Origin of the sequence: Ramlibacter henchirensis (genome assembly GCF_004682015.1) — a bacterium.
Classification (GTDB): Bacteria; Pseudomonadota; Gammaproteobacteria; order Burkholderiales; family Burkholderiaceae_C; genus Ramlibacter; species Ramlibacter henchirensis.
The window spans coordinates 754,877-777,115 of record NZ_SMLM01000002.1 but is presented as its reverse complement, the minus strand read 5'-3'; the positions used below and the strand labels follow the sequence as shown (position 1 = coordinate 777,115).

General features: G+C 68.2%; 20 protein-coding genes. 11 read left to right on the top strand and 9 right to left on the bottom strand.

Features of this window, described 5'->3' with window-relative positions; all coding sequences use genetic code 11:
* Positions 1-3 precede the first annotated feature (3 nt).
* From EZ313_RS16465 to EZ313_RS16450, 4 genes are read left to right on the top strand one after another with little or no spacing between them, the layout of a single operon-like run.
* The gene (locus EZ313_RS16465) at positions 4-1,656 is read left to right on the top strand and encodes a GMC family oxidoreductase (protein WP_135264359.1); all 1,653 of its coding nucleotides are present in this window, start codon (positions 4-6) and stop codon (positions 1,654-1,656) included.
* Positions 1,657-1,673: 17 nt separating this feature from the next.
* Positions 1,674-2,825, top strand: coding sequence for an epoxide hydrolase family protein (locus EZ313_RS16460; protein WP_135264358.1), 1,152 nt, complete (start codon positions 1,674-1,676; stop codon positions 2,823-2,825).
* A gap of 18 nt (positions 2,826-2,843) precedes the next feature.
* Positions 2,844-4,043: a cytochrome P450 gene (locus EZ313_RS16455; RefSeq protein WP_135264357.1), complete on the top strand. Its 1,200-nt coding sequence runs from the start codon at positions 2,844-2,846 to the stop codon at positions 4,041-4,043.
* Positions 4,044-4,055: 12 nt separating this feature from the next.
* Positions 4,056-4,379, top strand: coding sequence for a 2Fe-2S iron-sulfur cluster-binding protein (locus EZ313_RS16450; protein ID WP_135264356.1), 324 nt, complete (start codon positions 4,056-4,058; stop codon positions 4,377-4,379).
* A 152-nt stretch (positions 4,380-4,531) separates the two neighbouring features.
* Here EZ313_RS16450 and EZ313_RS16445 read toward each other — a convergent pair whose 3' ends face one another.
* The 8 genes from EZ313_RS16445 to EZ313_RS16410 form a co-directional block, all read right to left on the bottom strand.
* A complete protein-coding gene (locus EZ313_RS16445; protein WP_135264355.1) occupies positions 4,532-5,398 on the bottom strand; it encodes an isocitrate lyase/PEP mutase family protein in 867 nt (288 codons plus the stop codon).
* A gap of 12 nt (positions 5,399-5,410) precedes the next feature.
* Complete coding sequence (locus EZ313_RS16440) at positions 5,411-6,124, bottom strand: FadR/GntR family transcriptional regulator (RefSeq protein ID WP_135264354.1); 714 nt, start codon at positions 6,122-6,124, stop codon at positions 5,411-5,413.
* Complete coding sequence (locus EZ313_RS16435) at positions 6,121-7,089, bottom strand: Bug family tripartite tricarboxylate transporter substrate binding protein (RefSeq protein WP_135264353.1); 969 nt, start codon at positions 7,087-7,089, stop codon at positions 6,121-6,123. The genes EZ313_RS16440 and EZ313_RS16435 overlap by 4 nt, the downstream gene beginning before the upstream one ends.
* Before the next feature lie 22 nt (positions 7,090-7,111).
* Positions 7,112-8,248 (bottom strand): 2-methylaconitate cis-trans isomerase PrpF family protein, encoded by a 1,137-nt coding sequence (locus EZ313_RS16430; RefSeq protein ID WP_205960410.1) that lies wholly within the window; start codon positions 8,246-8,248, stop codon positions 7,112-7,114.
* A gap of 11 nt (positions 8,249-8,259) precedes the next feature.
* A complete protein-coding gene (locus tag EZ313_RS16425) occupies positions 8,260-9,147 on the bottom strand; it encodes a fumarylacetoacetate hydrolase family protein (RefSeq protein WP_135264351.1) in 888 nt (295 codons plus the stop codon).
* A 7-nt stretch (positions 9,148-9,154) separates the two neighbouring features.
* Positions 9,155-10,228, bottom strand: coding sequence for a cupin domain-containing protein (locus EZ313_RS16420; protein ID WP_135264350.1), 1,074 nt, complete (start codon positions 10,226-10,228; stop codon positions 9,155-9,157).
* A gap of 5 nt (positions 10,229-10,233) precedes the next feature.
* The gene (locus tag EZ313_RS16415; protein ID WP_135264349.1) at positions 10,234-11,925 is read right to left on the bottom strand and encodes an FAD-dependent oxidoreductase; all 1,692 of its coding nucleotides are present in this window, start codon (positions 11,923-11,925) and stop codon (positions 10,234-10,236) included.
* A gap of 956 nt (positions 11,926-12,881) precedes the next feature.
* Positions 12,882-13,439 carry a MarR family winged helix-turn-helix transcriptional regulator gene (locus tag EZ313_RS16410; protein ID WP_167772615.1) on the bottom strand — a complete coding sequence of 186 codons (558 nt, stop codon included), beginning with the start codon at positions 13,437-13,439 and terminating at the stop codon, positions 12,882-12,884.
* Between the two features lie 231 nt (positions 13,440-13,670).
* Here EZ313_RS16410 and EZ313_RS16405 point away from each other — a divergent pair, with 231 nt between their 5' ends.
* The 7 genes from EZ313_RS16405 to EZ313_RS16375 are packed head-to-tail and all read left to right on the top strand — an operon-like array spanning position 13,671 to position 21,498.
* Entirely contained in the window at positions 13,671-14,648 is a 978-nt protein-coding gene (locus EZ313_RS16405; protein WP_135264347.1) for a Bug family tripartite tricarboxylate transporter substrate binding protein, read from the top strand.
* Positions 14,649-14,682: 34 nt separating this feature from the next.
* Positions 14,683-16,377: a thiamine pyrophosphate-requiring protein gene (locus EZ313_RS16400; protein ID WP_167772614.1), complete on the top strand. Its 1,695-nt coding sequence runs from the start codon at positions 14,683-14,685 to the stop codon at positions 16,375-16,377.
* A gap of 20 nt (positions 16,378-16,397) precedes the next feature.
* Positions 16,398-17,615, top strand: a complete 1,218-nt coding sequence (locus EZ313_RS16395) for a 4-hydroxybenzoate 3-monooxygenase (protein WP_135264345.1) — start codon at positions 16,398-16,400, stop codon at positions 17,613-17,615.
* 15 nt (positions 17,616-17,630) lie between these two features.
* Positions 17,631-18,041, top strand: a complete 411-nt coding sequence (locus EZ313_RS16390) for a PaaI family thioesterase (RefSeq protein ID WP_135264344.1) — start codon at positions 17,631-17,633, stop codon at positions 18,039-18,041.
* 5 nt (positions 18,042-18,046) lie between these two features.
* Positions 18,047-19,657: an acetate--CoA ligase gene (locus EZ313_RS16385; protein WP_167772613.1), complete on the top strand. Its 1,611-nt coding sequence runs from the start codon at positions 18,047-18,049 to the stop codon at positions 19,655-19,657.
* Positions 19,654-20,130, top strand: coding sequence for a MaoC/PaaZ C-terminal domain-containing protein (locus EZ313_RS16380; RefSeq protein WP_135264342.1), 477 nt, complete (start codon positions 19,654-19,656; stop codon positions 20,128-20,130). The genes EZ313_RS16385 and EZ313_RS16380 overlap by 4 nt, the downstream gene beginning before the upstream one ends.
* A gap of 9 nt (positions 20,131-20,139) precedes the next feature.
* Positions 20,140-21,498 (top strand): MFS transporter, encoded by a 1,359-nt coding sequence (locus tag EZ313_RS16375; RefSeq protein WP_135264341.1) that lies wholly within the window; start codon positions 20,140-20,142, stop codon positions 21,496-21,498.
* On the opposite strand, the gene EZ313_RS16370 is transcribed toward EZ313_RS16375, so the two are convergent.
* Positions 21,422-22,213, bottom strand: coding sequence for an IclR family transcriptional regulator (locus tag EZ313_RS16370; protein WP_135264340.1), 792 nt, complete (start codon positions 22,211-22,213; stop codon positions 21,422-21,424). The genes EZ313_RS16375 and EZ313_RS16370 overlap by 77 nt on opposite strands.
* Positions 22,214-22,239: the final 26 nt, after the last annotated feature.

Sequence of the window (22,239 nt, the reverse complement as noted above, 5' to 3'; positions counted from 1 at the left end):
TCCATGCAAGGTTTCGACTTCATCATCGTCGGCGGCGGCTCCGCGGGCTGCGTCATCGCCAACCGGCTCTCGGCCGATCCGGCGGTCAAGGTGGCCCTGATCGAGGCCGGGCCCTCCGACCTGGGTTTTCCCACGCGGTTCAAGGCGACGCTTCCGATCGGCAACGTGTTCCTGCTGCCTCACGCGAAGTACAACTGGCAGTACGAGTTCACCGGCGGCGAAGGGGTGGGGAACCGGGCGATCCCGTGCCCCCGCGGCAAGATGCTCGGCGGTTGCAGTTCGGTGAATGGCTCGGTCTACATCCGAGGGCATCGCAGCGATTACGACGCGTGGCGGGATGCCGGCAACCAGGGCTGGGGCTTCGATGACGTGCTGCCCGCGTTCAAGCGCCAGGAGCGGCGCCTTTTCGGCGATCCCGCCTACCACGGCCGCGACGGTGAGCTGGACGTGCAGCAGCCGCGCGCGGTCAATCCCCTGACCAACGCGTTCGTCGCCGCCGCGGTCGCGGCCGGACACCGAAAAACGGACGACTTCAACGGGGCCGAACAGGACGGCTTCGGCGTCTGGGACGTGAACCAGCGCAACGGAACCCGCCTGTCGAGTTCGCGCGCGTTCCTGCATCCGGTGATGTCGCGGCCCAACCTCACGGTACTCACCGACTGCTTCGTCGAGCGCGTGGATGTTGCAAACGGCGCGGCGACCGGCGTGACGGTTGTCAGGGAAGGTCGCCGCGAGTCGATCACGGCCTCGCACGAAGTCATCCTCGCGGGCGGTGCGATCAATTCGCCGCACCTTCTGATGTTGTCGGGGATCGGCGCCGCCGGTGTCCTGGCACAGCACGGCGTGCGCGTCGTGCACGACCTGCCTGGCGTCGGGCGCAATCTGCAGGACCATCCGACCGCGCCCATCGCCATGCTGGACCGGAGTTCGCGGGCGTATGCGTTGTCCTGGCAGTCCCTTCCGCGCGTGGTCGCGAGCCCATTCCAGTACCTGATGGACCGCAGCGGCATGCTCGCATCCAATGCGGCGGAGGGTGGTGGATACATCCGCACCCGTCCCGGGCTCGATCGCCCCGACGTGCAGATCACGTTGTTGGCCGGCTTGAAGGGCACGGCGCGCGCGATCCCGCGTGAGCACGGCATCATGCTGCTCGTTTCGCTGCTCCGGCCGAAGAGCCGTGGCTGGGTGACGCTCGCGTCGCCCAGTCCGCAGGACCGTCCGGTGCTCCATCCCGCCTTCCTTGAGCAGCGCGAAGAAGTCAGGACGCTGATCGCGGGGGTGAGGGAAACCCGGCGCATCCTTTCGTTGTCTCCCATGGCCGAGCATCTCGGACTCGAGCGCACGCCCGGTCCGCAGTTCCAATCGGACGAGGAGCTGGAACGCGCAATTCGGGCCACGCTCTCGACGGTGTACCACCCGGTCGGCACCTGCAAGATGGGGCCGCCCACCGACGCGGAGGCAGTGGTCGATGACCGCCTGCGGGTGCACGGCCTTCAGCGACTGCGCGTGGCAGACGCCTCGATCATGCCCAACATCATCGGCGGCAATACCAGCGCGCCGGCCATGATGATCGGCGAGCGGGCCGCATCCTTCATTCTCGACAGGGAGGCTCCCGTGCAACGCCGGGCCGCCGTGCCGGAAGCTGCAAACGTGTAAGGCTGCAAAGGTTGCGAATGGCCGCCATGGAAACCTTCCGCGTCGAGATCGATGATGCCGTCGTCGAGCGAATCCGCCGTCGCCTGCTGGAAGCCCGATGGGCCGCCGAGCCCGATGACGACACGGACTGGAAGTACGGCACGCAGGCGCAGTGGCTGCGCGGGCTGGTCGAATACTGGACTTCCAGCTACGACTGGCGGGCGGCGGAACGCGAGCTGAACCGCTGGCCGCAGTACCGAGCCTCGGTCGCGGGACAGGACATCCACTTCTATCACGTGAAGGGCTCCGCGAGCCGGCCACGTCCCCTTTTGCTCACGCACGGCTGGCCAGGTTCGGTGCTGGAATTCCTCGGCTGCGTCGAGCGCCTCGCGTTTCCCGAGCGCAATGGCGGCAATGCGGAGGAGGGGTTCGACCTCGTCATTCCCTCACTTCCCGGCTACGGTTTTTCGGCGCGTCCGCCGCGTCCCATCGGTCCGCGCGCCGTTGCGAAGATCTGGCGCAGCCTGATGGTCGACGTTCTGGGCTACCGCGAGTTCGCGGCTCAGGGTGGCGACTGGGGCGCGGGGGTGACCAGCTGGCTCGGCATCGACCACGCGGATGTCACCAAGGCCATTCACCTCAACATGGTTCCGAGCTGGGTATTCGCTCCGGCCGAGCGTCCCGACGCAGAGGAAGCGCAATACCACGCCCGCGTTGCTGCCGTCCGCGCGGCGGAGTTGGGCTACTTCGTGGTGCAGAGCACCAAACCCCAGACCGTGGCGCTCGCGTTGACGGACAGCCCTCTCGGATTCGCCGCCTGGGTCTGCGAGAAGTTCCGGTCCTGGGGAGACACGCGGGGCGACATCCATAGCCGCTTCTCGCGCGACACCTTGATCACCAACCTGATGCTGTACCTGGTCAATGACGCGGTCGGCCCGGCGATCTGGATGTACCGAGGGCGGGCCGAAGAGAGCCCGCCGGGCAGCAAGGTGCCCCGCGTTGAAGTTCCGACGGGTGTGGCGTGCTTCCCGGCGGAATTCATTCCGTACCCGCCCAGGACAGTCGCCGAACGCGCGTATGCGGTAGCGCGCTGGACCGAGATGCCCGCCGGCGGGCACTTCGCGGCCCTCGAAGAGCCGCAAGCGTTCAGCGACGAGGTGCGCGCATTCTTTTCGCAAGTGAAGTTCTAACCCTGGAAGGAGAAAACCATGGAGACAGTCATCGACAAGATTCCCCACGTGGACGTGGACCCCTGGACGCCGGAGTTGATCGACGAGCCGTACGAGATGCATGAACTCGTGCGGGAGGCCGGGCCGGTGGCCTACATCCCCAAGTACGACCTTTTCGTCGTCGGGCGTCATGCCGAAGTGCAGGCCGTCCTGACGAACTGGGAGACCTTCATCTCCTCGGCCGGCGTGGGCCTGGCGAACTTCCGGCATGAAGCGCCCTTCCGCCCCAAGAGCATCCTGCTCGAGGCTGATCCTCCCGACCACACCGTCGTCCGGACGGTGATCTCGAGAATCATGTCCCCGAAGAATCTCCAGCAACTGCGAGACCTCTTCGAGGCCGAGGCAATAACCATGGTGGACCGCGTCCTGGAGAAGCGTCAGGTCGACGGCGTGAAAGACATTGCCGAATACTTCCCCCTGAAGGTGTTCCCGGACGCCGTCGGTCTGGAAACGGAAGGCCGCGACAACCTGCTGCTCTACGGCGACATGGTGTTCAACGCGCTGGGGCCTCGCAACGAGCTTTTCGAGCGTTCGATGGAGAAGCTCAAGCCCGTGTCCTCCTGGATCATGGACCACTGCACGCGCGAGGCGCTGCGTCCCGGGGGCCTGGGCCACCTCATCTACGAGGCTGCCGACAAGGGAGAGATCAACCAGGACCAGGCGGCGATGCTGGTCCGCTCGTTCCTGTCGGCGGGTGTCGACACCACCATCGGCGGAATCGCCAACATCCTGCTGACGCTCGCCCGGCATCCCGCCGAGTACGCGAAGCTGCATGCCAACCCGGCCCTCGCACGCCAGACGTTCGAGGAAGGCCTGCGGTATGAGTCGATCGTGCAGACCATCTTCCGCACGACCGGAAAGCCGGCGGAGATCGCGGGCGTTTCGATCGACGAAGACCGCAAGGTCCTGACGCTCCTCGGTTCCGCGAACCGCGACCCGCGCAAGTGGTCGGAGCCCAACCGATTCAACGTTGAGCGCAACCCCGTCGGGCACGTCACTTTCGGTGCCGGAATCCACGGATGCGTCGGCCAGATGATCGCTCGCATGGAGGGGGAAATCGTGCTTCGCGCGCTCGCCAAGAAGGTCAAGCGCATCGAGCTGACCGGCCGCCACAAGCGCCACCACAACAACTCGCTGCGGGCCATGCACAGCCTGCCGCTGGAGCTCGTTCCAGCCTGAGGGAAATCGACAATGCCGATCGTTCACATGACCGTGCCCAGCGGCAAGCGGATCGAACTCGAAGTCAAGACAGGGACGCCCATCATGCGGGCCGCCGTCGATGCCGGCACGGAAGGGATCATCGGCGAGTGCGGCGGCGCCGCGATGTGCGGGACGTGCCACGTGCTCGTCGATGAGGCCTGGCTCGACCGCCTCCCGCTGATGAGCCAGAACGAGGACGACATGCTGGAGTGCACCGCCGTGCCCCGCCAGGCGAATAGCCGATTGAGTTGCCAGCTTCGGATGACGGAGGAGCTCGAAGGCCTCGAGCTCACTCTCCCAGAGCGGCAACGCTGAGAGCTGGCAGCACCCCAGCCGGACTTCGGTCGCTACGTCCTCTCGAGCTCGAGAAGTGGAGCAAGGTGGTGCAGCTGTCCGGCGCCCAGGTGGACTGAGAAGCGATCGGACGCATGCTTCGATCCCTTCGCCCCCGCAGGAGGCGCCGCCACCTAGCCGCCGTATCGGCGGTCGAGTTCGTCGAACAAGGGCTTGTGCACCAGCGCCTGGCGCTCCCCGAAGGTCGCGACCAGCGCCGGATCCTCGTCGAGGATTCCTTGCTGCTGCAGCTGGCTCAGCGCGTTCGTCATGCCCCGCACCGCGCCTTGCAGGGCCGCGTTGGCATAGAGCACCATTCCGAAGCCCATGCGCGCGAACTCGGAAGCGGGCAGGGCGGGTGTCTTGCCGCCGATCACGACGTTCACGACCTGCGGAAGCGGTAGCTTCGCGACGCGCTCGAGCTCCGCGGTACTGGTTGGTGCCTCCACGAAGGTGACGTCGGCGCCCGCCTCCGCGTAGCGTTGCGCGCGCTCGAGCGCGTCTTCGAGCCCGTGCACGGCACGCGCGTCGGTCCGCGCGATCAGCAGGAAGTCTTCGGAGCCCCGCGCATCGGCCGCCGCCTGGATTTTTCCGACCATCTCGCCGGCTTCAACCACGGCCTTGCCCGCGAAGTGCCCGCACTTCTTCGGCATCACCTGGTCTTCCAACTGGATGGCGTTTGCCCCAGCCCGCTCCAGCGCGCGCACGGTCTGCCGCACGTTAAGCGCATTGCCGAACCCAGTGTCGGCGTCCACGATCAAGGGTAGCTGCACGACGTCTCGAATCGCGGCCGTGTGCTGCACCACATCGCCGAGATGCAGAAAGCCGAGGTCGGGAATGCCGTAGAAGCTGTTCGTGAGTCCAGCGCCACTGAGGTAGATGGCCTCGAATCCGAGGGTTTCGATCACGCGGGCGGCCAGGGCGTTGCCGCAGCCTGGCACGAGCAGGCCACGCCGCTCGTTGAGCTTCGCGCGCAGCAGCGCGCCGGGAGAGGTGTTCATCGCAGGATCCCGTCAGCGTCCGCGCGCTTCCAGCGCGGACTTGCGAAAAAAGGCATGCAGCTTGTCCAGGTGCCCCGCCATCAGCGCGACGGCTTCGTCGGCGTCCCGCCGCCGCAGGCAGCGAACGATCTTGCGGTGCGTCTGGATGGTCGTCGGGCGGGGGCCAATGTCGTACTCCGCCATGAGCTTGAGCACGAGGTCGGTGAGCACGGAGACCAGGATCACCATCACCTCGTTGCGGGTGGCCTGCCCGAGCAGCTGGTAGAAGTCCAGCAGCTGCACGCGCCGGCCCTCGTGATCCCCAAGGCGGCCGCGTTCCTCGGTGAGCGCGATGCTCGCTTCCATGCGGTCGAAGTCCGCATCCGTCCCGCGCTCGCAGGCCAGGCGCACGACCTCGCTCAGCACGATGGTCCGGCTTTCGGTCAGGCTCTCGATGGAGACGCCCCCGAAGGTGATGGCGTCGTTGAGCGATTGCGTGACCTGGCCGTGATCCGCCTGCCGGATGAAGGTGCCGCCCTTCGGACCCTTTCGCTGCTCGATGACACCGCCGCGCTCGAGGCTGCGCAACGCTTCGCGCACCGCGGGGCGCGACGCCCCGTAGTGCTCGGCCAGGTCACGCTCGGAGCTCAGCCTGTCGCCGGGCTTGAGCTGGCCGCTCGCAACGCGCGCGCGGATGTCTTCCGAGATGGACTCGAAGACGCGGGCCTCGCGGGGCACCGTGTTCATTCCGGGACGACGCCTGCGGCCTTGATCATCGCGGCGGTGTCCTTCACTTCCTGGGCGATGGCGCCGCGCAACTGCGCCCCGTCGCCGGCGACGACGGTCAGGCCCTTGGGCGCGACCTGCTGCTGGACGAACTGCGGATCGGACAGCACGGCGTGCACCGCATCGCGGATCTGCTTCACAACCGCCGGCGGCGTGCCGGCCGGCGCGAACAGGCCGTACCAGATCGAGACCTTCGCATACGGGAAGCCCTGGGCCGTGGTGGTCGTCACGCTGGGGAATTGCGCGATCGCAGCGTCGCCCGCCACGGCGATCGGCTTGATCTTGCCGGCCTGCACCAGGGGCGCGATCACCCCTGCACTGGCGGAACCGAGCTGCACGTCGCCCGCGGCCAGCGCGGTGAGGTTGGGCGTGATGCCGTTGTAGGGGACATGGAGCAGGTCGATCTTCTCGCGCTCGTTGATCATGGAGAACAGCAGGTGCGGCTGGCTCCCATTGCCGAACGAACCGTAGTTGAGGGTTCCCGGCTTCTTCCGCGCGAGCTCCACCGCTTCCTTCAGGGTGTTGGCGGGCAAGCGCGCGTTCGCGACGATCAGCTGGTCGGCGTTCACCATCATCGTGATGGGCTCGAAACTCTTGTCCGGATCGTAGGACAGGTTCTTGTACAGGAAGCGATTCCCGACCATCGTCTGGTTCACGGTGGCCAGCAGCGTGTAGCCGTCCGGTGCCGCCTTGGCCACCTGCGCCGTGCCGATGGACGAACCTGCGCCCGCCTTGTTCTCGACGATGACGGGTTGGCCCCAGCGTTCGGACAGCTTCACGCCGATGGCGCGGGTGAGCACGTCCACGCCGCCCCCCGGCGCGAAAGGCACGATGAAGGTGATGGGCTTGGCGGGATAGCCCTGGGCCTGCGCGAACAGCGACATGCCGGCGAGCAGGGCCGCGGCGGCGAGGGAGCGGAACTTCATGGGTGTGTCTCCAGTTGGGAATTCATGCGTACACGTGGCCGTCGAACAGGCGGCGGGTCGTGCGGTAGAACGAGCCGTGTTCGGCGCACCAGCCGGCCGGGCCCTTGCGGACGTCCGCAGCCACCGTGAGCACGCCCGAGGGCATGGCGATTCGCAACGCCGAGGCGTCGCGCCCGGGACGCGCAAGGCGGGCGGGCACCGTCCCGTCGATCTGCATCGCCACGGCGGTGCACAGTGAGCCCGTCAGTGGCAAGGCGCGGTGGGGCTGGCCGTTGGACAGCATGCGCACGACCAGGTCGACGGCGTCGGCTTCGACAACCTCGCCGTCGAGGGTCGTCGTGCGTTGCGGCGCGCTCACGAGGGCGATCAGCGGGATCATGCGTACGGAGGCCGCTGCTGCCAGGTCGGCGGCGATACCCATCGCGACCGATCCGTGCAGCCGCAGCCCCGCCAGCCAGCCCATCGCCTGCGCGTTGGCGCCGAGTTCGTCCGGCGATTCGGCGCCCGTGAGCCCAATGTCCCTGGCAGCCACGAACACGCAGGCGTTGGCTGCGTCGACCAGCGAAGCCGTGACGCCGGGAAAGCCAGGGACCTCGAGTGTTTGCGCTGCCTGGCCCGTCGGCAGCAGCTTGCCCGTCGACGCGCCGCCCGGGGACAGGAAGTCCAGGCGCACTGGCGCACCGGTTCCGTCGACCCCGGGAATCGCAAGCGAACCGGCCTCGACGCTCTGGCCGTCGCGCACTTCGAAACGCGCGGCGATGATCTTGCGTGTGTTGGTGTTGTGGATGCGGACGACGGCCTGGCCATTGCGCGGCGCAGGCACGAGCCCCTCATCGACGGCGAAAGGCCCCATCGCCGAGGACATGTTGCCGCAGTTGCCGCTGTAGTCGACCACCGCCTCCCTGACCTGCACCTGGGCGAACGTGTAGTCGATGTCCGCGCCCGGCACGGAGGGAGGGCCGACCACGCACACTTTCGAGAGCGACGAAACGCCGCCCCCCATGCCGTCGAGCTGCCTGCCGTAGCGGTCGGGCGTGCCCATGGCCTTCAGGAAGATCTCGTCCCAGTCGGCCCGCTGGGGCGGCAGGTCGCGGGCGTGGAACACGATGGCCTTGCTGGTGCCACCGCGGATGAAGGCAGCGGGGAAACGCCGGCGCATGCTGGGCATCCTCAGAACGGCCGCGGCGAGCGCATGTCGTACTCGCGTACCGGCAGGCTCATGCTGCCGATCCGTTCGATCTCGATGCGCACTTGGTCGCCGGGCTTGAACGGACCCACGCCTTCGGGCGTACCCGACGCGATGACGTCACCGGGCTGCAGCGTCAGCACGGAAGAGATCAGCTCGATCAGCTCCGCGATGCCGACGATGAGCTCCGAGGTGTTGGCGCTCTGCCGGACTTCGCCGTTTACCCACAGCTGGTTCCTGAGATTCTCCGGCTCCGGCACCTCGTCGGCCGTGACGATCCACGGGCCGAGCGGCGTGAACGTCTCGAAGGACTTGCGCATCGAACGCTCCTCCTCGAAGGTGTCCTTCTCGATGCGCAAGGTGGCGTCGATGAGGCAGGAATAGCCGAACACGTACTCCATCGCGTGCTCGCGCGGGACATTGCGTGCCTCTTTCGAGATGATCACGGCGAGCTCCGACTCGTGGTCGAACCGGCGCTGGGAGCCCCGCGGCAGGAACAGGGTGCCGCCGGCGCCGACCAGCGAACCCGGGGCCTTCAGGAAGAAGCCCTGCTCGCGCGCCGAGCGGCCGCCTTTCGTCACGACGCGCTCCCCGAGCTCGCCGATGTGCTTGCGGTAGTTGGCCGGCGCAGCGAAGAGGTGCTGCGGCGCGGGATTGGCGGCCAGCAGAGTGACGCTGGACAGCGGGAGGGGCTTGCCGGTCTCGAGATATCCCGCGAAGGCCGGTCGCAACTCGTTCCAGTGCGCAACCAGCCAGTTGACCCGCTGCCGGGGCAGCTGCTGCAGGAAATCCGGCAAGGCGGCGGTCATGTCATAGACCGTCGTGCCGTCGACGATGCCGACGCGGTGGTCGTTGAAGGATGCGATTTTCATGGGGTTCTCAGGCGACTTGCTGGTGCCCGCCGTTCCCGGTGAGCGGTTCTTCGAAGTAGTAGCCCAGCGCCGACATGGCAGGGATGTCGTTGACCTGGAACAGCAAGGCGTCGCTGGCCGAGGTATTCAGGTGCTCGTGCCACGCCCAGGGCTTCAGGGCCAGGAAGTCCCCGGCGCTCCAGTCGTAGCGCTGCCCGTCGACGATCGTGGAGCCCTCGCCGCGCACCACGTGGTAGAGCTTGCTGCCCGTGTGGCGGCGTGCCCGCGTGTGCGTACCGGCGCGCAGTGTCTGCAGCCGCATGCCCAGGGTGCTCATGGCCGCGCCCCCGTCCGTGGGGTTGCGGTACTCGAGCACGACGTCATCGAACGGGTCGGCCGGCAAACCTGCAGCCTGCTGCAACGCACCTTCGGCCATCGCACGCGGATACACGAGCAGCGGATTTCCGCCCCGGGGCTGCGGGCCCGGCGGGCCCATCAGCCCGCTGCCGTACTGGCGCCACGAGCGGTCCGGGATCGCATCCACCGGTTGCTGCATCTCCTTGCCGGGCTCGAAGAAGGTCGCGTGCATGGACCGCATCAGCGAGATGTCCAGCACGTCCAGCCAGATCATCGGCGTGTCGCCGTGGTACTCGTGGTCGTGCCACGTCATGCTGGGCGTGAGCACCAGGTCGCCTTCGTGCATCGGGTAGCGCTCACCGTTGACGGTGGTCGTGGCGCCGCCGCCCTTCATCACGAAGCGGAAGGCGTTCGCGGTATGCCGGTGGTTGCCCGCGATCTCGCCGGGCAGGATCACCTGGATCGAGGCCCAGAACGTGTGCGTGGTGCCGTAGGCGAGCCCGGGGTTGTGCAGGCGCAGCGTGCGCCGGTTGCCGCCAGGCTCCAGCGCAAGTTGGCGGCCCAGGCGGTCGAGGAGCGGCTCGAGGTCCGTCCACTTCCAGTGCACGGTCTGCATCGCGGAGTCCGGCGCACGCGTGAAGAGCGGCGGATCGTCCGGCTGCTGTACGCGGCAGTGGACCCTGGCGAGGTCCTCCTTCAGCGCGCGGCGCGCGGCTTCGTCGACCATGCTTTGCTGTTCGGCCATGGTCCTCAAGCCTCCGCGATCACGGCTTCGAACGAGATGGGCACCGGGTCGCCCGCCTTCGCACCCCGGACGATGTCGACCAGCAGCGAGGCGTCCTCCGGCGCCGCGTCCGAGCGCCATGCCACCTGTCCGTCGGGCCGCACCAGCACCAGCCGACGTTCGTAGAGCCGCGCGGCCTCCTGATCCTGCAGGTCCACCACTTCCAGCGGCAGGCCGACAGAGGCCGCCGCCTGCTTCAAGGCATCGACTGCCGGGGGATTGGTCCCGAACCGCAGCAGCACGAATCTTCGCCCGAACAGGTCGAGCGTCGAGCGGTTCTCGCCGATCCACGCGTGCGGCGCCCGCGAGCCGGGCCGCGCCGTGGGCGTGTAGCTCGACACTTGCAGGGGCGGGCGCGGCGTGCCGTCGGGGACGACGATGGGCGACCCCTCGTACACATAGCCCAGGTGCACACCGATGGAAAACCACTCGCGACGCATCATCTCCGTGTAGCGGGCGCCATACTCGCGGCGGGCCTCTTCGGCTTGCGGGTCGTCGGCGTCGAACATGCGCGGGTCCGGCGTCAGGATGCGCGGCGCCAGCATCCGGCGCAGGTTCTCCGTGGCCTCGCCGACGTTGCGCACGGCCACCGGCAACTGCTCCGCCTCGTAGCTCTCGAGGAGGTGTTCCCCGCCCCATCCTTGCAGCACGGCCGCGAGCTTCCAGGAGAGATTCACCGCATCCAGCAGCCCGGTGTTCATCCCGAAGCCGCCGGTGGGCGACGTCAGGTGCGCCGCGTCGCCGGCGATGAACACCCGGCCCTTACCGTAGTGGCGCGCCACCAGCTGTCGTCGCACCCAGGGGAACATGGAGAGGATCTCGAATTCGAACGGCTTTCCGACGGCGCGGACGATCGCGGCCCGCGCCTCCGCTTCGGTGACCGTGCGCTTCTCGGAATCCCCTATCAGCGAGAAGCGCCATTGGTCGCGCCCGTCGATCGCGACCATCGTCGCCCAGGTGCCTTCCGGTCCGATGAAGATGAAGCGATAGCCCGGCGCCTTGTCGTGCAGCCGCTCCAGGCCCTTGCAGCGGAAGATGATGTTGGTGGTGTAGGTGAGGACGGCGTCGCCCACCATGTCGATGCCCAGCGCTTGGCGCACCTTGCTCGCGCCGCCGTCGCAGCCGACGAGATAGTCCGCCTGCAGCGTGCTCGTGGCGCCGGTGTTGACGTCGCGGACCAACGCTTCCACGTGATCGCCGTGATCCTGGAACTCCAGCAACTCGGTGTTGTACGTGAGCGAGACGGTGGGCGAACTGCGCGCGAAGCGCTGCAGCACGGGGTCGAAGAAGTTCTGGGGGCAGCGCTCCCGCTTCTGCGGGCTGTGCACGGGCGGCTTCTCGTCCTGCGGAGCCGGGAAGACCTCGCGCCCGAACTCGTAGCCGTTGAGGCTCGTCACCCAGGCGCAGTCCTGCGGGTAGGCGCGGTTGTAGCCCGCGGACTCGACCCAGTCAACGATGCCCCAGCGGCGGCAGAACTCCATGGAACGGATGCCGATCATGTCCATCTTCGGCTGCACGACCTGGCCATCGCTCTTCTCGACAAGGGCGCAGCCGATGCCGCGCCAGCCGAGGTCGCCGGCGAGGGCCAGGCCAATGGGGCCGCCACCGACGACCAGCACGCCGGTCCGGTGGGGAGGAAGGGGAGGAGTGGCTGTCATGGGCAGTGCTCGATTTGGTCAGACCAACTTGGTAAGACCAGATTCTATGGCCAGGGTTGGCGCCGTCATCTCAATGCCCTTCGAGTCGTGGGGACGGGGCATCGCGCAGAGCTGCGAAGTCCCACCCGGCAGCCGGGCATTGCCAGTTGCGTTCCGATCGCCTGCCGTTCTTCTAGAGGCGCAGTTCATCGGCCCGCGCAGCGCCATGCATCGCGGGTGGCGTGCTCGCGCAACGGAATCTGCGAAGCGGCCCGGCGTGCGCAGCAGCAACGTGGGGCCATGTCCGCTGCGGGTCGGAAGCGGACATCGACCGACGGATTGTTCATCCGTCGGTCATTCACCGTCACGGAGCGCGAGCTGCCGCCGCGCGAACTCCTTCCTGGAGCACGGAGGCATCGAACTTCTGGGGATCCACGAACCACCGTCCCGTGATCATTAGCAACGCGCCTGCTCCAATCAGTTCTCCCATGTGCTGCCTCACGAACCATGTCATCGACGACTTGGACGGGAAAACGTGCGTTCGGCTGGCCCCGTACTCATGCAGGGGTTGTAGCTGATGGAGATCGCCAACCATCTTCTCGGCATGGTGTGGGAGCTTCTGGGAGCGGCCGTGGCGAAGCTGAGAGCATCGAAGTTGCACCTTTTGACGTGTACGCCAGGTGCAGACCGAGCGAGGGTGATCACACAGACGGAGGCGGGCTATTGCTGCGGTCCGTGGAACTTCCTCGAGCTGGGTGGGCTCGCGCGCAGCCTTTCGAACGGGGCGCGCGACCAGTTGGCGCAGGGCAAGGATCCCATCACCGAGCGTGACCGAGCACGGCGGGCGGAAAGAGATGCGGAGGCACTGGACCGAGTGCGGCGGGCAGCAGTCCCTCACGCTCGGGCGCGTCGCCCGCGACGACCACGCGCGTGCGATTGAACCTCATCCGCCCGCCGGCGCTCGCGGCGCCGTGCCGCTACGCCGCGGAAGGCCTGACGCCGGCCTCGTGCATCAGGTAAGCCTGCAGCGCAAGCGCCTGGTCCGCGCTCTCGATCAGCTTTTCGAGCATCACGGAGAGCTGCTCGAACTCGCGCCGCGAAAGGCAGCCGAATCGAACGTCGTTGACCTGTCGCTGGATCGGGCCATGGGCGTCGAGGACGGCGCGTCCCTTGCTCGTCAGCCACAACGAGACCCGCCGGCGGTCGATGCTGTCCGTGTCCTTGTTCACGAGCCCCGCCTTGACCAGCTTGCCCACGGTCGTCGTCGCGAATGCGCCGCTCACGAAGAGGTGGTCCGCAAGCATCTTCACGTTCACACTGCCTGCTTCCTGCAGGTAGCCCAGGGTCACGAGGCAGGTGTATTCCGGGCCCGACAGGCCCAGCAGCGCGCCGTGGTTGCCGCGAATGGCTTCGTGGCGCAGCGTCAGCACGAACATGTTGTGCACGAGGCGGCGGAATCCGGCATCCGAGCCGTCCACCAGCAGCTCGGGGCGGGTGGTGATGGCGCGGTCCGGCGCGTGAGCGCCTTTGCGCAAGGGGCGGGTTGCGGTGGCTTTCGCGAGAGTCATGTCGTGAACGGCTGTCCTGCTGCGGCGCTGCATCGCCGTAGCGCAGATTGTCACACGGAGCCCAGCCGGCGAAGCCGAATCGCCATGGTGTTTTACCTAATATAAGCAGCTAACTGACGAAGGTATCTTTGTGCGCATCCAGCGACCTCGTGCCGCTTCGCAGCACGGGAAACCAGAGCAACATTCCAAGGAGACTGCATGCGCTCGAGCAAATGGATGGGACTGCTGGCCGCCCTCGGCTTTGCAGTCGGGACGGCGGTCAGCGCCGGCGCCCAGACCGTGAAAGACTTTCCGAATCGACCCGTCAAGCTGGTCGTGCCTTTCAGTCCCGGCGGCAGCGTGGACCTCACCGCGCGATCGATCGAATCGAAGCTCGCCGAGCTGCTGAAGGTGCCCGTGCTGGTGGAGAACAAGCCGGGCGCGGCCGCGGTGCTGGGCACGCAGGCCGTCGTCACCGCGCCGCCGGACGGCTACACGCTGCTGGTCGGCTCCACCTCGATGAGCATCCGGCCGCACCTGAAGCCGCCGCCGCCCTACGATCCCGCCAAGGACCTGCTGCCGATCACGCTGGCCGCGAAGGTGCCCCACGTCCTGCTCGTTCCGCCCAGCCTGAACGTCAAGAGCGTGGCGGACCTGTCCAACCTGTACAAGACGAAGAAGACCCCGATCATGTACGGCGACGTCGGCCAGGGTTCGCTGCACTACCTCGCGGGGGACCTCTTCAAGGCGGGCTCCGGCATCGACATCACCCACGTCAGCTACAAGGGCACCAGCAACGTCGTGGCCGACCTGCTCGGCGGCCATGTCCAGCTCGGTTCGGTGGAGCTGTCGGTCGCCGGCCCGTACATGGCCAGCGGCCAGCTGGTCGCGATCGGGCTGTCGGTGCCCACCCGCCATCCGGAGTGGCCGAACCTTCCCACGATCGCTGAACAAGGCGTGGCGGACTACGACATCAGCTCCTGGTTCGGCTTCTTCGCACCCGCCCGCACACCGCCGGAAATCATCGACCTCCTGAACCGGGAAATGGTCAAGGCGCTGTCCGATCCGGGCGTGAAGGCGACCTATGCGAAAGCCGGGCTGACTCCCGTCGGCACTTCCGTCGCCGAGTTCCGCAAGCAGCTCGAGAAGGAGCACGTGAAGTGGGGCGCCGCCGTGAAGATCTCGAATCCGCAATGAGGCCGGCCAATACACACCCTGAGGATTGCTGCACTTGACCGATCTCCGGAACCCCAACGACCACGGCACCGTCGCCGAGCGTTACCTGGCGCGCCTGCGCGAGCACGGCATCCGCTACCTGTTCGGCAATGCCGGCACCGACTTCCCGCCGCTGATCGAGGCGCTGTCGCGCGGCGACACCGGCATCGAGCCGGTTCTGGTGCCGCACGAGAACGTCGCGGTCGCCATGGCCTACGGCCACGCGATGGTCACCGGCCAGCCGCAACTCGTGATGGTGCACGTGGGCCTGGGCACCGCGAATGCGCTGTGCGGCCTGTTCAATGCGGCACGCCAGCACGTGCCGCTGCTGCTCACGGCCGGCCGCTCGCCCTGGCTGGAGCACGGCCGCCTGGGCGCCCGCAACAACTACATCAACTGGGCGCAGGAGATGTTCGACCAGAGCGGCATGGTGCGCGAGCTGGTCAAGTGGGAATACGAGCTGCGCGACCCGGCGCAGGTCGAGGCGGTGGTCGACCGGGCGCTGGCGGCCGCGTGTTCGGCGCCCCAGGGGCCCGCCTACCTGGTCCTGCCGCGGGAGGTGCTCGCCGCACCGGCCCTGCCTCGCAGGGATGGTGGCACCGGCATGCAGGCTCCGGTGCGCGCGGGGATGCCGTCCGCGCAGGACCTGGACACGGCGGCCCGGTGGCTGGCCGGCGCGCAGCGACCGCTCATCATCACCGCCGACACCGGCCGAACGCGCGAGGGCTTCGACGCCCTGACCGCGCTGGCGCATTCGCGCGGCATCCCGGTCGTGCAGTACCGGCCCCGCTACCTCAGTCTGCCGTGCTCGTCGCCGTCGAATGCGGGCTACGACCCGACGCGGCTGCTGCCCGAGGCCGACCTGGTGCTGGCGATCGATGTCGACGTGCCCTGGCTTCCCGAGCACTGCGCGCCGCAAGAGGGCGCGCGCGTGGTCCACATCGGGGTGGACCCGCTGTTCATGGCCTACCCGATCCGCGGCTTCCGCTCGGACCTCTCGCTCCAGGGGGACACCGCGTCGATCCTGCAGGCGCTGCAGGGCGCCACACGCGGCGCGCCGGTGGACACGGCCGGATGGCTCGACCGCGCCACGCGCGCCCACCGCGCGGCTGTCGCGCCCGCCCGGGACGAGGCGAAGCTGACGAACCGCTACGTCTCGCGCTGCATCGCCGAGGCGATGGACGAGCGCAGCGTGCTGATCAACGAGTACACCTTCGCGCTGGAGGAGCTGCGCCAGGAGACGCACGGCAACTACTTCGGGCACAGCCCGGCCGGCGGGCTGGGCTGGGGTGTCGGCGCTGCGATGGGCGTGCGGATGGCGCGTCCCGATGCGACGGTGTTCGCGGCCGTGGGCGACGGCACCTACATGTTCAGCAATCCGACGCCGGCGCACTACGTAAGCGCGGCGCGCGGCCTGCCGTTCATCACGGTGATCTACAACAACCGCCGCTGGGCCGCCGTGCACCGTGCGACGCTGTCGATGTATCCCGATGGCGCGGCCGCGAAGTCGGACAAGCCGGTGTTCGCGACGCTGGAGCCCGAGATCGCGCACGAGCGCATCGTCGAGGCGTGCGGCGGGCTCGGACTGCGGGTGGACCGGGCCGAGCAGCTGCCGGAGGCGATCGCGCGCGCGGTCCACGCCGTCCGGCATGAAGGCCGGCAGGCGGTGATCAACGTCCTCACCGACGTGAGCTATACGCGCACGAGCTGACCACCGCCAGGGAGAAGACCATGAAAACCCAAGTAGGGATCATCGGCGCCGGCCCGGCGGGCCTGATGCTGTCGCACCTGCTTCACCTGCACGGCATCGACTCGGTCATCCTCGAGTCGCGCAGCCGCCAGTACGTGGAGGGCCGCGTGCGCGCAGGGGTGCTCGACAGCGACGTCAGCAGGCTGTTCCAGGTCACCGGCATCGGCGATCGCATGATGCGCGAGGGCATCGAGCAGGAGCAGATGGAGATCCGCTTCGAGGGCAAGCAGCGGTTCATCAACTGGTTCCAGCTCGCCGGCGGCCGCAAGAACATGATCTACGGCCAGCAGGAGGTGGTGCGCGACCTGATTGAGCGCCGCCTGCGCGACGACGGCCGCATCCTCTTCGACGCCGAGGCGCATTCGATCGACGGCGCCGGCACCGATCGGCCGTCGATCCGCTTCCGCTGCAACGGCGAGGACGCGACGCTGGCCTGCGACTTCATTGCGGCCTGCGATGGGTTCCACGGCATCGGCCGGCAGGCGATCCCGCCCGACCGCATCCGCCTGTACGAGCACAAGTACCCGTTCGCCTGGCTGGGCATCGTCGCCTGCGCCCAGCCTTCGAGCCCCTGGCTGGTGACCGCGGCGCACGACCGCGGCTACGCGATGCAGAGCATGCGGTCGCTCCAGGTCAGCCGCAACTACATCCAGATCGCGCTGGAGGACACGCTCGAGGACTGGCCCGATGCACGCATCTGGGACGAGCTGCACCAGCGGCTGGACATCCCCGGCTGGACGCTGCGCGAAGGCGAGATCGTCGAGAAGGCGAAGTTCGACCTGCGCAGCTTCGTCTGCGAGCCGATGCAGTACGGCCGCATGTTCCTGGCCGGGGACGCGGCGCACGTGGTTCCGCCGACGGGCGGCCGCGGGCTGAACCAGGCGATCGCGGACGTCTGCGTCCTCGCCGACGGAATCCGCGACTTCTACCGCGACGCCAGCGAGGAAGAGCTGAATCGCTATTCCTCGATCTGCCTGGAGCGCGTGTGGCACGCGCAGCAGTTCACCTGGCGCCAGACCAGCATGCTGCAGCGGCACGATTTCGGCAACGAGTACATCCGCAAGCAGCAGCTCGCCCAGCTCGAGTACTTCACCAGCAACAAGGCGGCGGCGACGAGCCTCGCCGAATGCTATGCAGGCTCGCGGCTGAGGACGTCCTTCCTGAACCAGGACGGGACCGAGGACCCGAGGATCGCCTGACCGATGCCGCACTCGATGGACGACAGTGCGAACGACGCGGGCGCCTTGCACTTCGGCCGCCGCGTCCCTTTTCTGAGCACGCTGGGCCTGAAGGCGGGCCAGATGCGCCAGGACGAAGCCACGGTGCAGCTGCCGTTCCGGCCGGACCTGGCCAACAGCGCCGGGGCCCTGCACGGGGGCGCCTTGATGGGCGCGCTGGACTTCGCGATGAGCGCCGCGGCGCGCGCCCATGATCCGGGCGTGATGGTCGCCACGATCGACATGCGCACCAGCTTCCTGCGGCCGGCGCAGCAGGACACCTCGATCGTCGCCCACTGCGTGCAGCGCGGCCGCTCCATCGCGTTCTGCGAGGCGCGAGCCTGCAACGCCGCCGGCGAGCTGGTCGCCACGGCGAGCGCCACCTTCAAGCTGACTTCCGCATCGTGATGGCCATGCAGACGCCTTCCCCGCTGCGCCCCGACGGAACGCTCGTGCCGCCGGAGCGCTTCAACTTTGTCTCGGACGTGCTGCAGACGAGGGCGCAGGCCACGCCGGACGCCGTCGCCGTGATCGGAGTGGGCCGCTCCCGCGAGGTCGACACCTGGAGCTACGGCCGCATGGCGCAGGCTTGCGGGCGGGTCGCGGCCGCCCTGGTGGAGCACGGCGTCAAGCGCGGCGATCGCGTGCTCATCTTCATGACGCGCACGCCCCTGTGGCACGTGGCGATGGCGGCTTGCCTGCACATCGGCGCCATCCCGGTGCCCTGCGTCACGCAGGTTTCCGCGAGCGAAGTGCGTTATCGCGCACAGCAAAGCGGCGCGCGCGCCGCGATCGCGAGCGCCGAGCTCACCCCCAGGTTCGAGGGCTGGCAGGCCGAACTGGAAGTGCGCATCGCCACCGGCGCCGTGCCGGGCTGGCTGGACCTGCGCGCGCTGATCGAGCGGCCCGTGGCAGCGCCACCCGTGGCCTCGATGCCCGCCGAAACGCCGGCACTCATGTACTTCACGTCCGGGTCCTCCGGACTGCCAAAGGCGGTGGTGCATGCAGCGCGCGGGGTGTACGTGCGCGGCTGGCAGCCGTGGCACCAGCTCGGCGCCGGCCCGGGCGACGTGATCTGGACCACCAGCGACACGGGCTGGACCCGCGCGGGCAGCTGCCTGATGTTCGGCGCGTGGACGCATGGCGCGACCGCGCTGATCGTCGAGCCGCAGCTCGACGCGGACGAGCGGGTGGAGATGCTGCGGCGCCATCGCGTCACGATCTTCGGCGCGGTGGCGACGGAACTGCGGCAGATCATCGCGGAGGCACAGCCCAGGCCGCTGCCGGACCTGCGCTGGACGCTGTCGGCGGGGGAGGCGATGACGGCCGAATTGTCCCAGCGCTGGAAGGCCTTCTCGGGCACGCCGCTCGTGGTCGGCTACGGCCAGACCGAAACCCCCACCTCGACCCTGACCGACCCGGAAGGCGAGGCGGTCAACGGAATGATCGGCCGGCCGATGGCGGGCAACCCGCTCACGGTGCTCGACGCGGACGGCAAAGCGGCCGCTCCGGGAGTGGTCGGCGAGATCGCGTTCGCGGGCGACCATCCGGGGCTCATGCTCGGTTACTGGCAGGACGGACAGGTCGTGCGAACCTTCGAGCGCGACGGCTGGCACATGACGGGCGATACCGGCTCGCTCGATGCGCAAGGCAACCTGTTCTTCGTCGGGCGATCGGACGACATCATCAGTTCGTCGGGCTACCGGATCGGTCCGACCGAAGTCGAGAACGCGCTGACACGCCACCCCGCTGTGCTCGAGTGCGCCGTCACTGCGAGCCCGGACCCGATGCGGGGCGAAGTGGTCAAGGCGTTCGTCATCCTGCGGCCGGGCCATGCCGCCGGCGAGCGGCTGACGGAGGAACTCCAGGCATTCGTGCGGCAGGAGATCGCGCCGTACAAGTACCCGCGGCGCATCGAGTACGTCGCAGACCTGCCGCGGACGTCGTCGGGCAAGATCTCGCGGCGCCTGCTGCGCGACGCCGAATTCGCCAGGGGCGCTGACCGAAAGGGGCCGCAGGGATGACAGACGCGCTCGAGGACCTCCCGATCCATTTCGAGGACCTTGCCACCGGCCAAAGCTTCACGACGGGCGGACGCACCGTGACCGAGGCCGACGTGGTCAACTTCGCCGGGCTCTCCGGCGACTTCCACTCGCTGCACATGGATGAGACGTTCGCGGCGGGCACCCCGCATGGCCGCCGCATCGCCCACGGCATGCTCATCGTCTCGATGACGGCCGGGCTGGTGGCGCGGCTGCCGCTGATGCGCGGCCTCGAACGCACGACCATAGGCCTGGCGAGCGTCAATTGCCGGTTCCTGCGGCCGACCTTCATCGGCGACACCATCCGGGTCCGCGTCGAAGTGCAGGAAAAGCAGGAAGGCCGCAAGCCCGACCGCGGCTCCGTCGTCCTGCGCCGCAGCGTCACGAACCAGAACGACGAAGTCGTCGTCGAAGGCCTCTGGACGCTGGCGGTGCGCCGCCGCACGGCCGCCTAAGACCCGGAGATGGCGGGCCCGCCGCGCTCCGCGGAACGGTTGCTCCAGGGACGGGAGGCTGTCGGCCTGTTCGCCGTCTTCGGGTTCACGTACTTCTTCGCCGCCCTCCTGCGCGCGGTGACCGCCACGCTGGCGCCGACGCTCGCGGAGGACCTGGACGTGGGCCCCGGCGCGCTGGGCCTGCTCACCGGGGCGCTCTTCATCGGCTACGCGATCACGCAGCTGCCGCTCGGTCATTGGCTGGACCGCTTCGGGCCCCGGCTGGTGCTCGCCGGCTCCCTGGCGATCGCGGTGATCGGCTGCGTCGCGTTCGCGCTGGCCGGCGGTTTCGCCGGCCTGGCATTCGCGCGCGTGCTGATGGGCATCGGGCTCAGCGCCTGCCTGATGGCGCCGCTCACCGCGTTCCGGCGCTGGTACGGTCCGGCCGCGCAGTTGCGCGCCAACTCGTGGATCCTCATGAGCGGCGCCTTCGGCATGGTGGCGTCCACCGTGCCGGTCCAGATGCTGGTGCCGGTGATGGGGTGGCGCGGAGTGTTCGTCGCGGTGGCAGTGGTGTTCGTGCTGGCGATCGCAGCGGTGCTCGCCCAGGTCCCGCGCGAAAGCGTCCGCGGCCCTGGCGCATCTTCGCCTGGGGCGTCGGGCGGCTATCGGGAGATCTGGCGGCAGCGGACGTTCCGCTCATATGCCGGCCTGGCATTCGTCAACTATGCCGGGCTGATGGCGATGCAGACGCTGTGGATCGGTCCCTGGCTGGTGAACGTCGCGGGGCATACGCGCGGCGGCGCGGCCGCCGGCCTGTTCCTCGTCAACGCCTGCATGCTGGCCGCGTTCTTCGCCTGGGGTTTCGCAATGCCGCGGCTGACGCAGGCGGGGTGGACTGCGGGCCGGCTCATCGCCTGGGGCACGCCGCTCAGCGTGCTGGTGCTGGCGTTGATCGTGGTGCTGGGTCCGCAGGCCGGCGCCGGGATGTGGGCGCTCTACTGCCTGAGTTGCACGTTCATGTCACTGGCGCAGCCCCTGGTGGGCCGCTCGTTTCCGGACGCGCTGGTCGGGCGCGCATTGTCGGCCTACAACCTGCTCTTTCTCTCGGGCGTCTTCGTGCTGCAGTGGAGCATCGGTCTCGCGATCGACCTGTTGAGGTCGTTCGGCGCGGACACGGCCCAGGCGTATCGCGGCGCGTTCGCCCTGTACGCAATGGTGGCGCTGGCGACGTATCTGCTCCACTTGCGCGACTACCGCCGCGATCGACCTCCCGCGCGGGTGATCGCTGCCGGGGACGAAACCAGCGACGTCAGCCGTGCCGGCTCAGCGCATGGGCCGTCTCCGCCGCCAGGGGTCCGAACTTCTTCTCGAACTGATTCGGCGTGAACTCGCTGAGCGACCCGGCGATGTGTACCGCCGCCAGCGGCATCCCCCGTGGGCCGAGGATGGCGCCCGCCACGACCTGTTCGCCGAGCACGGTTTCCTCCGCCGTCAACGCATAGCCTTTCTCCCTGGCCTCCGCGATCCTGGCGCGGATGCGCGCCGGCTCGTGGATGGTCCTGGGCGTGAGGGGCTTGAGCGTGCATCGCTTCAGGATGTCGTTCACCTCCTCCCTGGGCAGGTGGGACAGCATGATGCGGCCGCCCGAGGTGCACCAGACCGGCATGCGGCGGCCGATCAGCGACGAGTAGTAGTACTCGCGCTTCGAAATCTGGCGGATGGCGTAGATGATCCAGGTGTCGTCGAACAGGCTCAGGTTCACCCGCTGGCCGGTGGCCTTCTGGAGATCGAGCAGCACAGGCGAGGCGGCCTCGATCAGCGTGTTGGCCCGCAGGTAGTTGAACGAGAGTTCCAGGACGCGCTTGCCCAGCGAGAAGCGCTTCGTGTCCGGACATTTCTCCAGGTAGCCCAACTGCACCAGCGTGTGCGTGAAGCGCTGGGCGGCGCTCTTGTCCATGCCGCACGCCTGGCCGATCTCGCGCAGCGTCTTGAACTGCTCGCCGCCGCCGAAGGCGCCCAGCACGCGCAGCCCCTTCTCGAGGGACCCCACGTACAGCGCATCCTCGCGCGCGTCGCTGTTGCGTTCGCTTGCCTTCGTCACGGGCGAACCCTGATTGCACGCCGCGG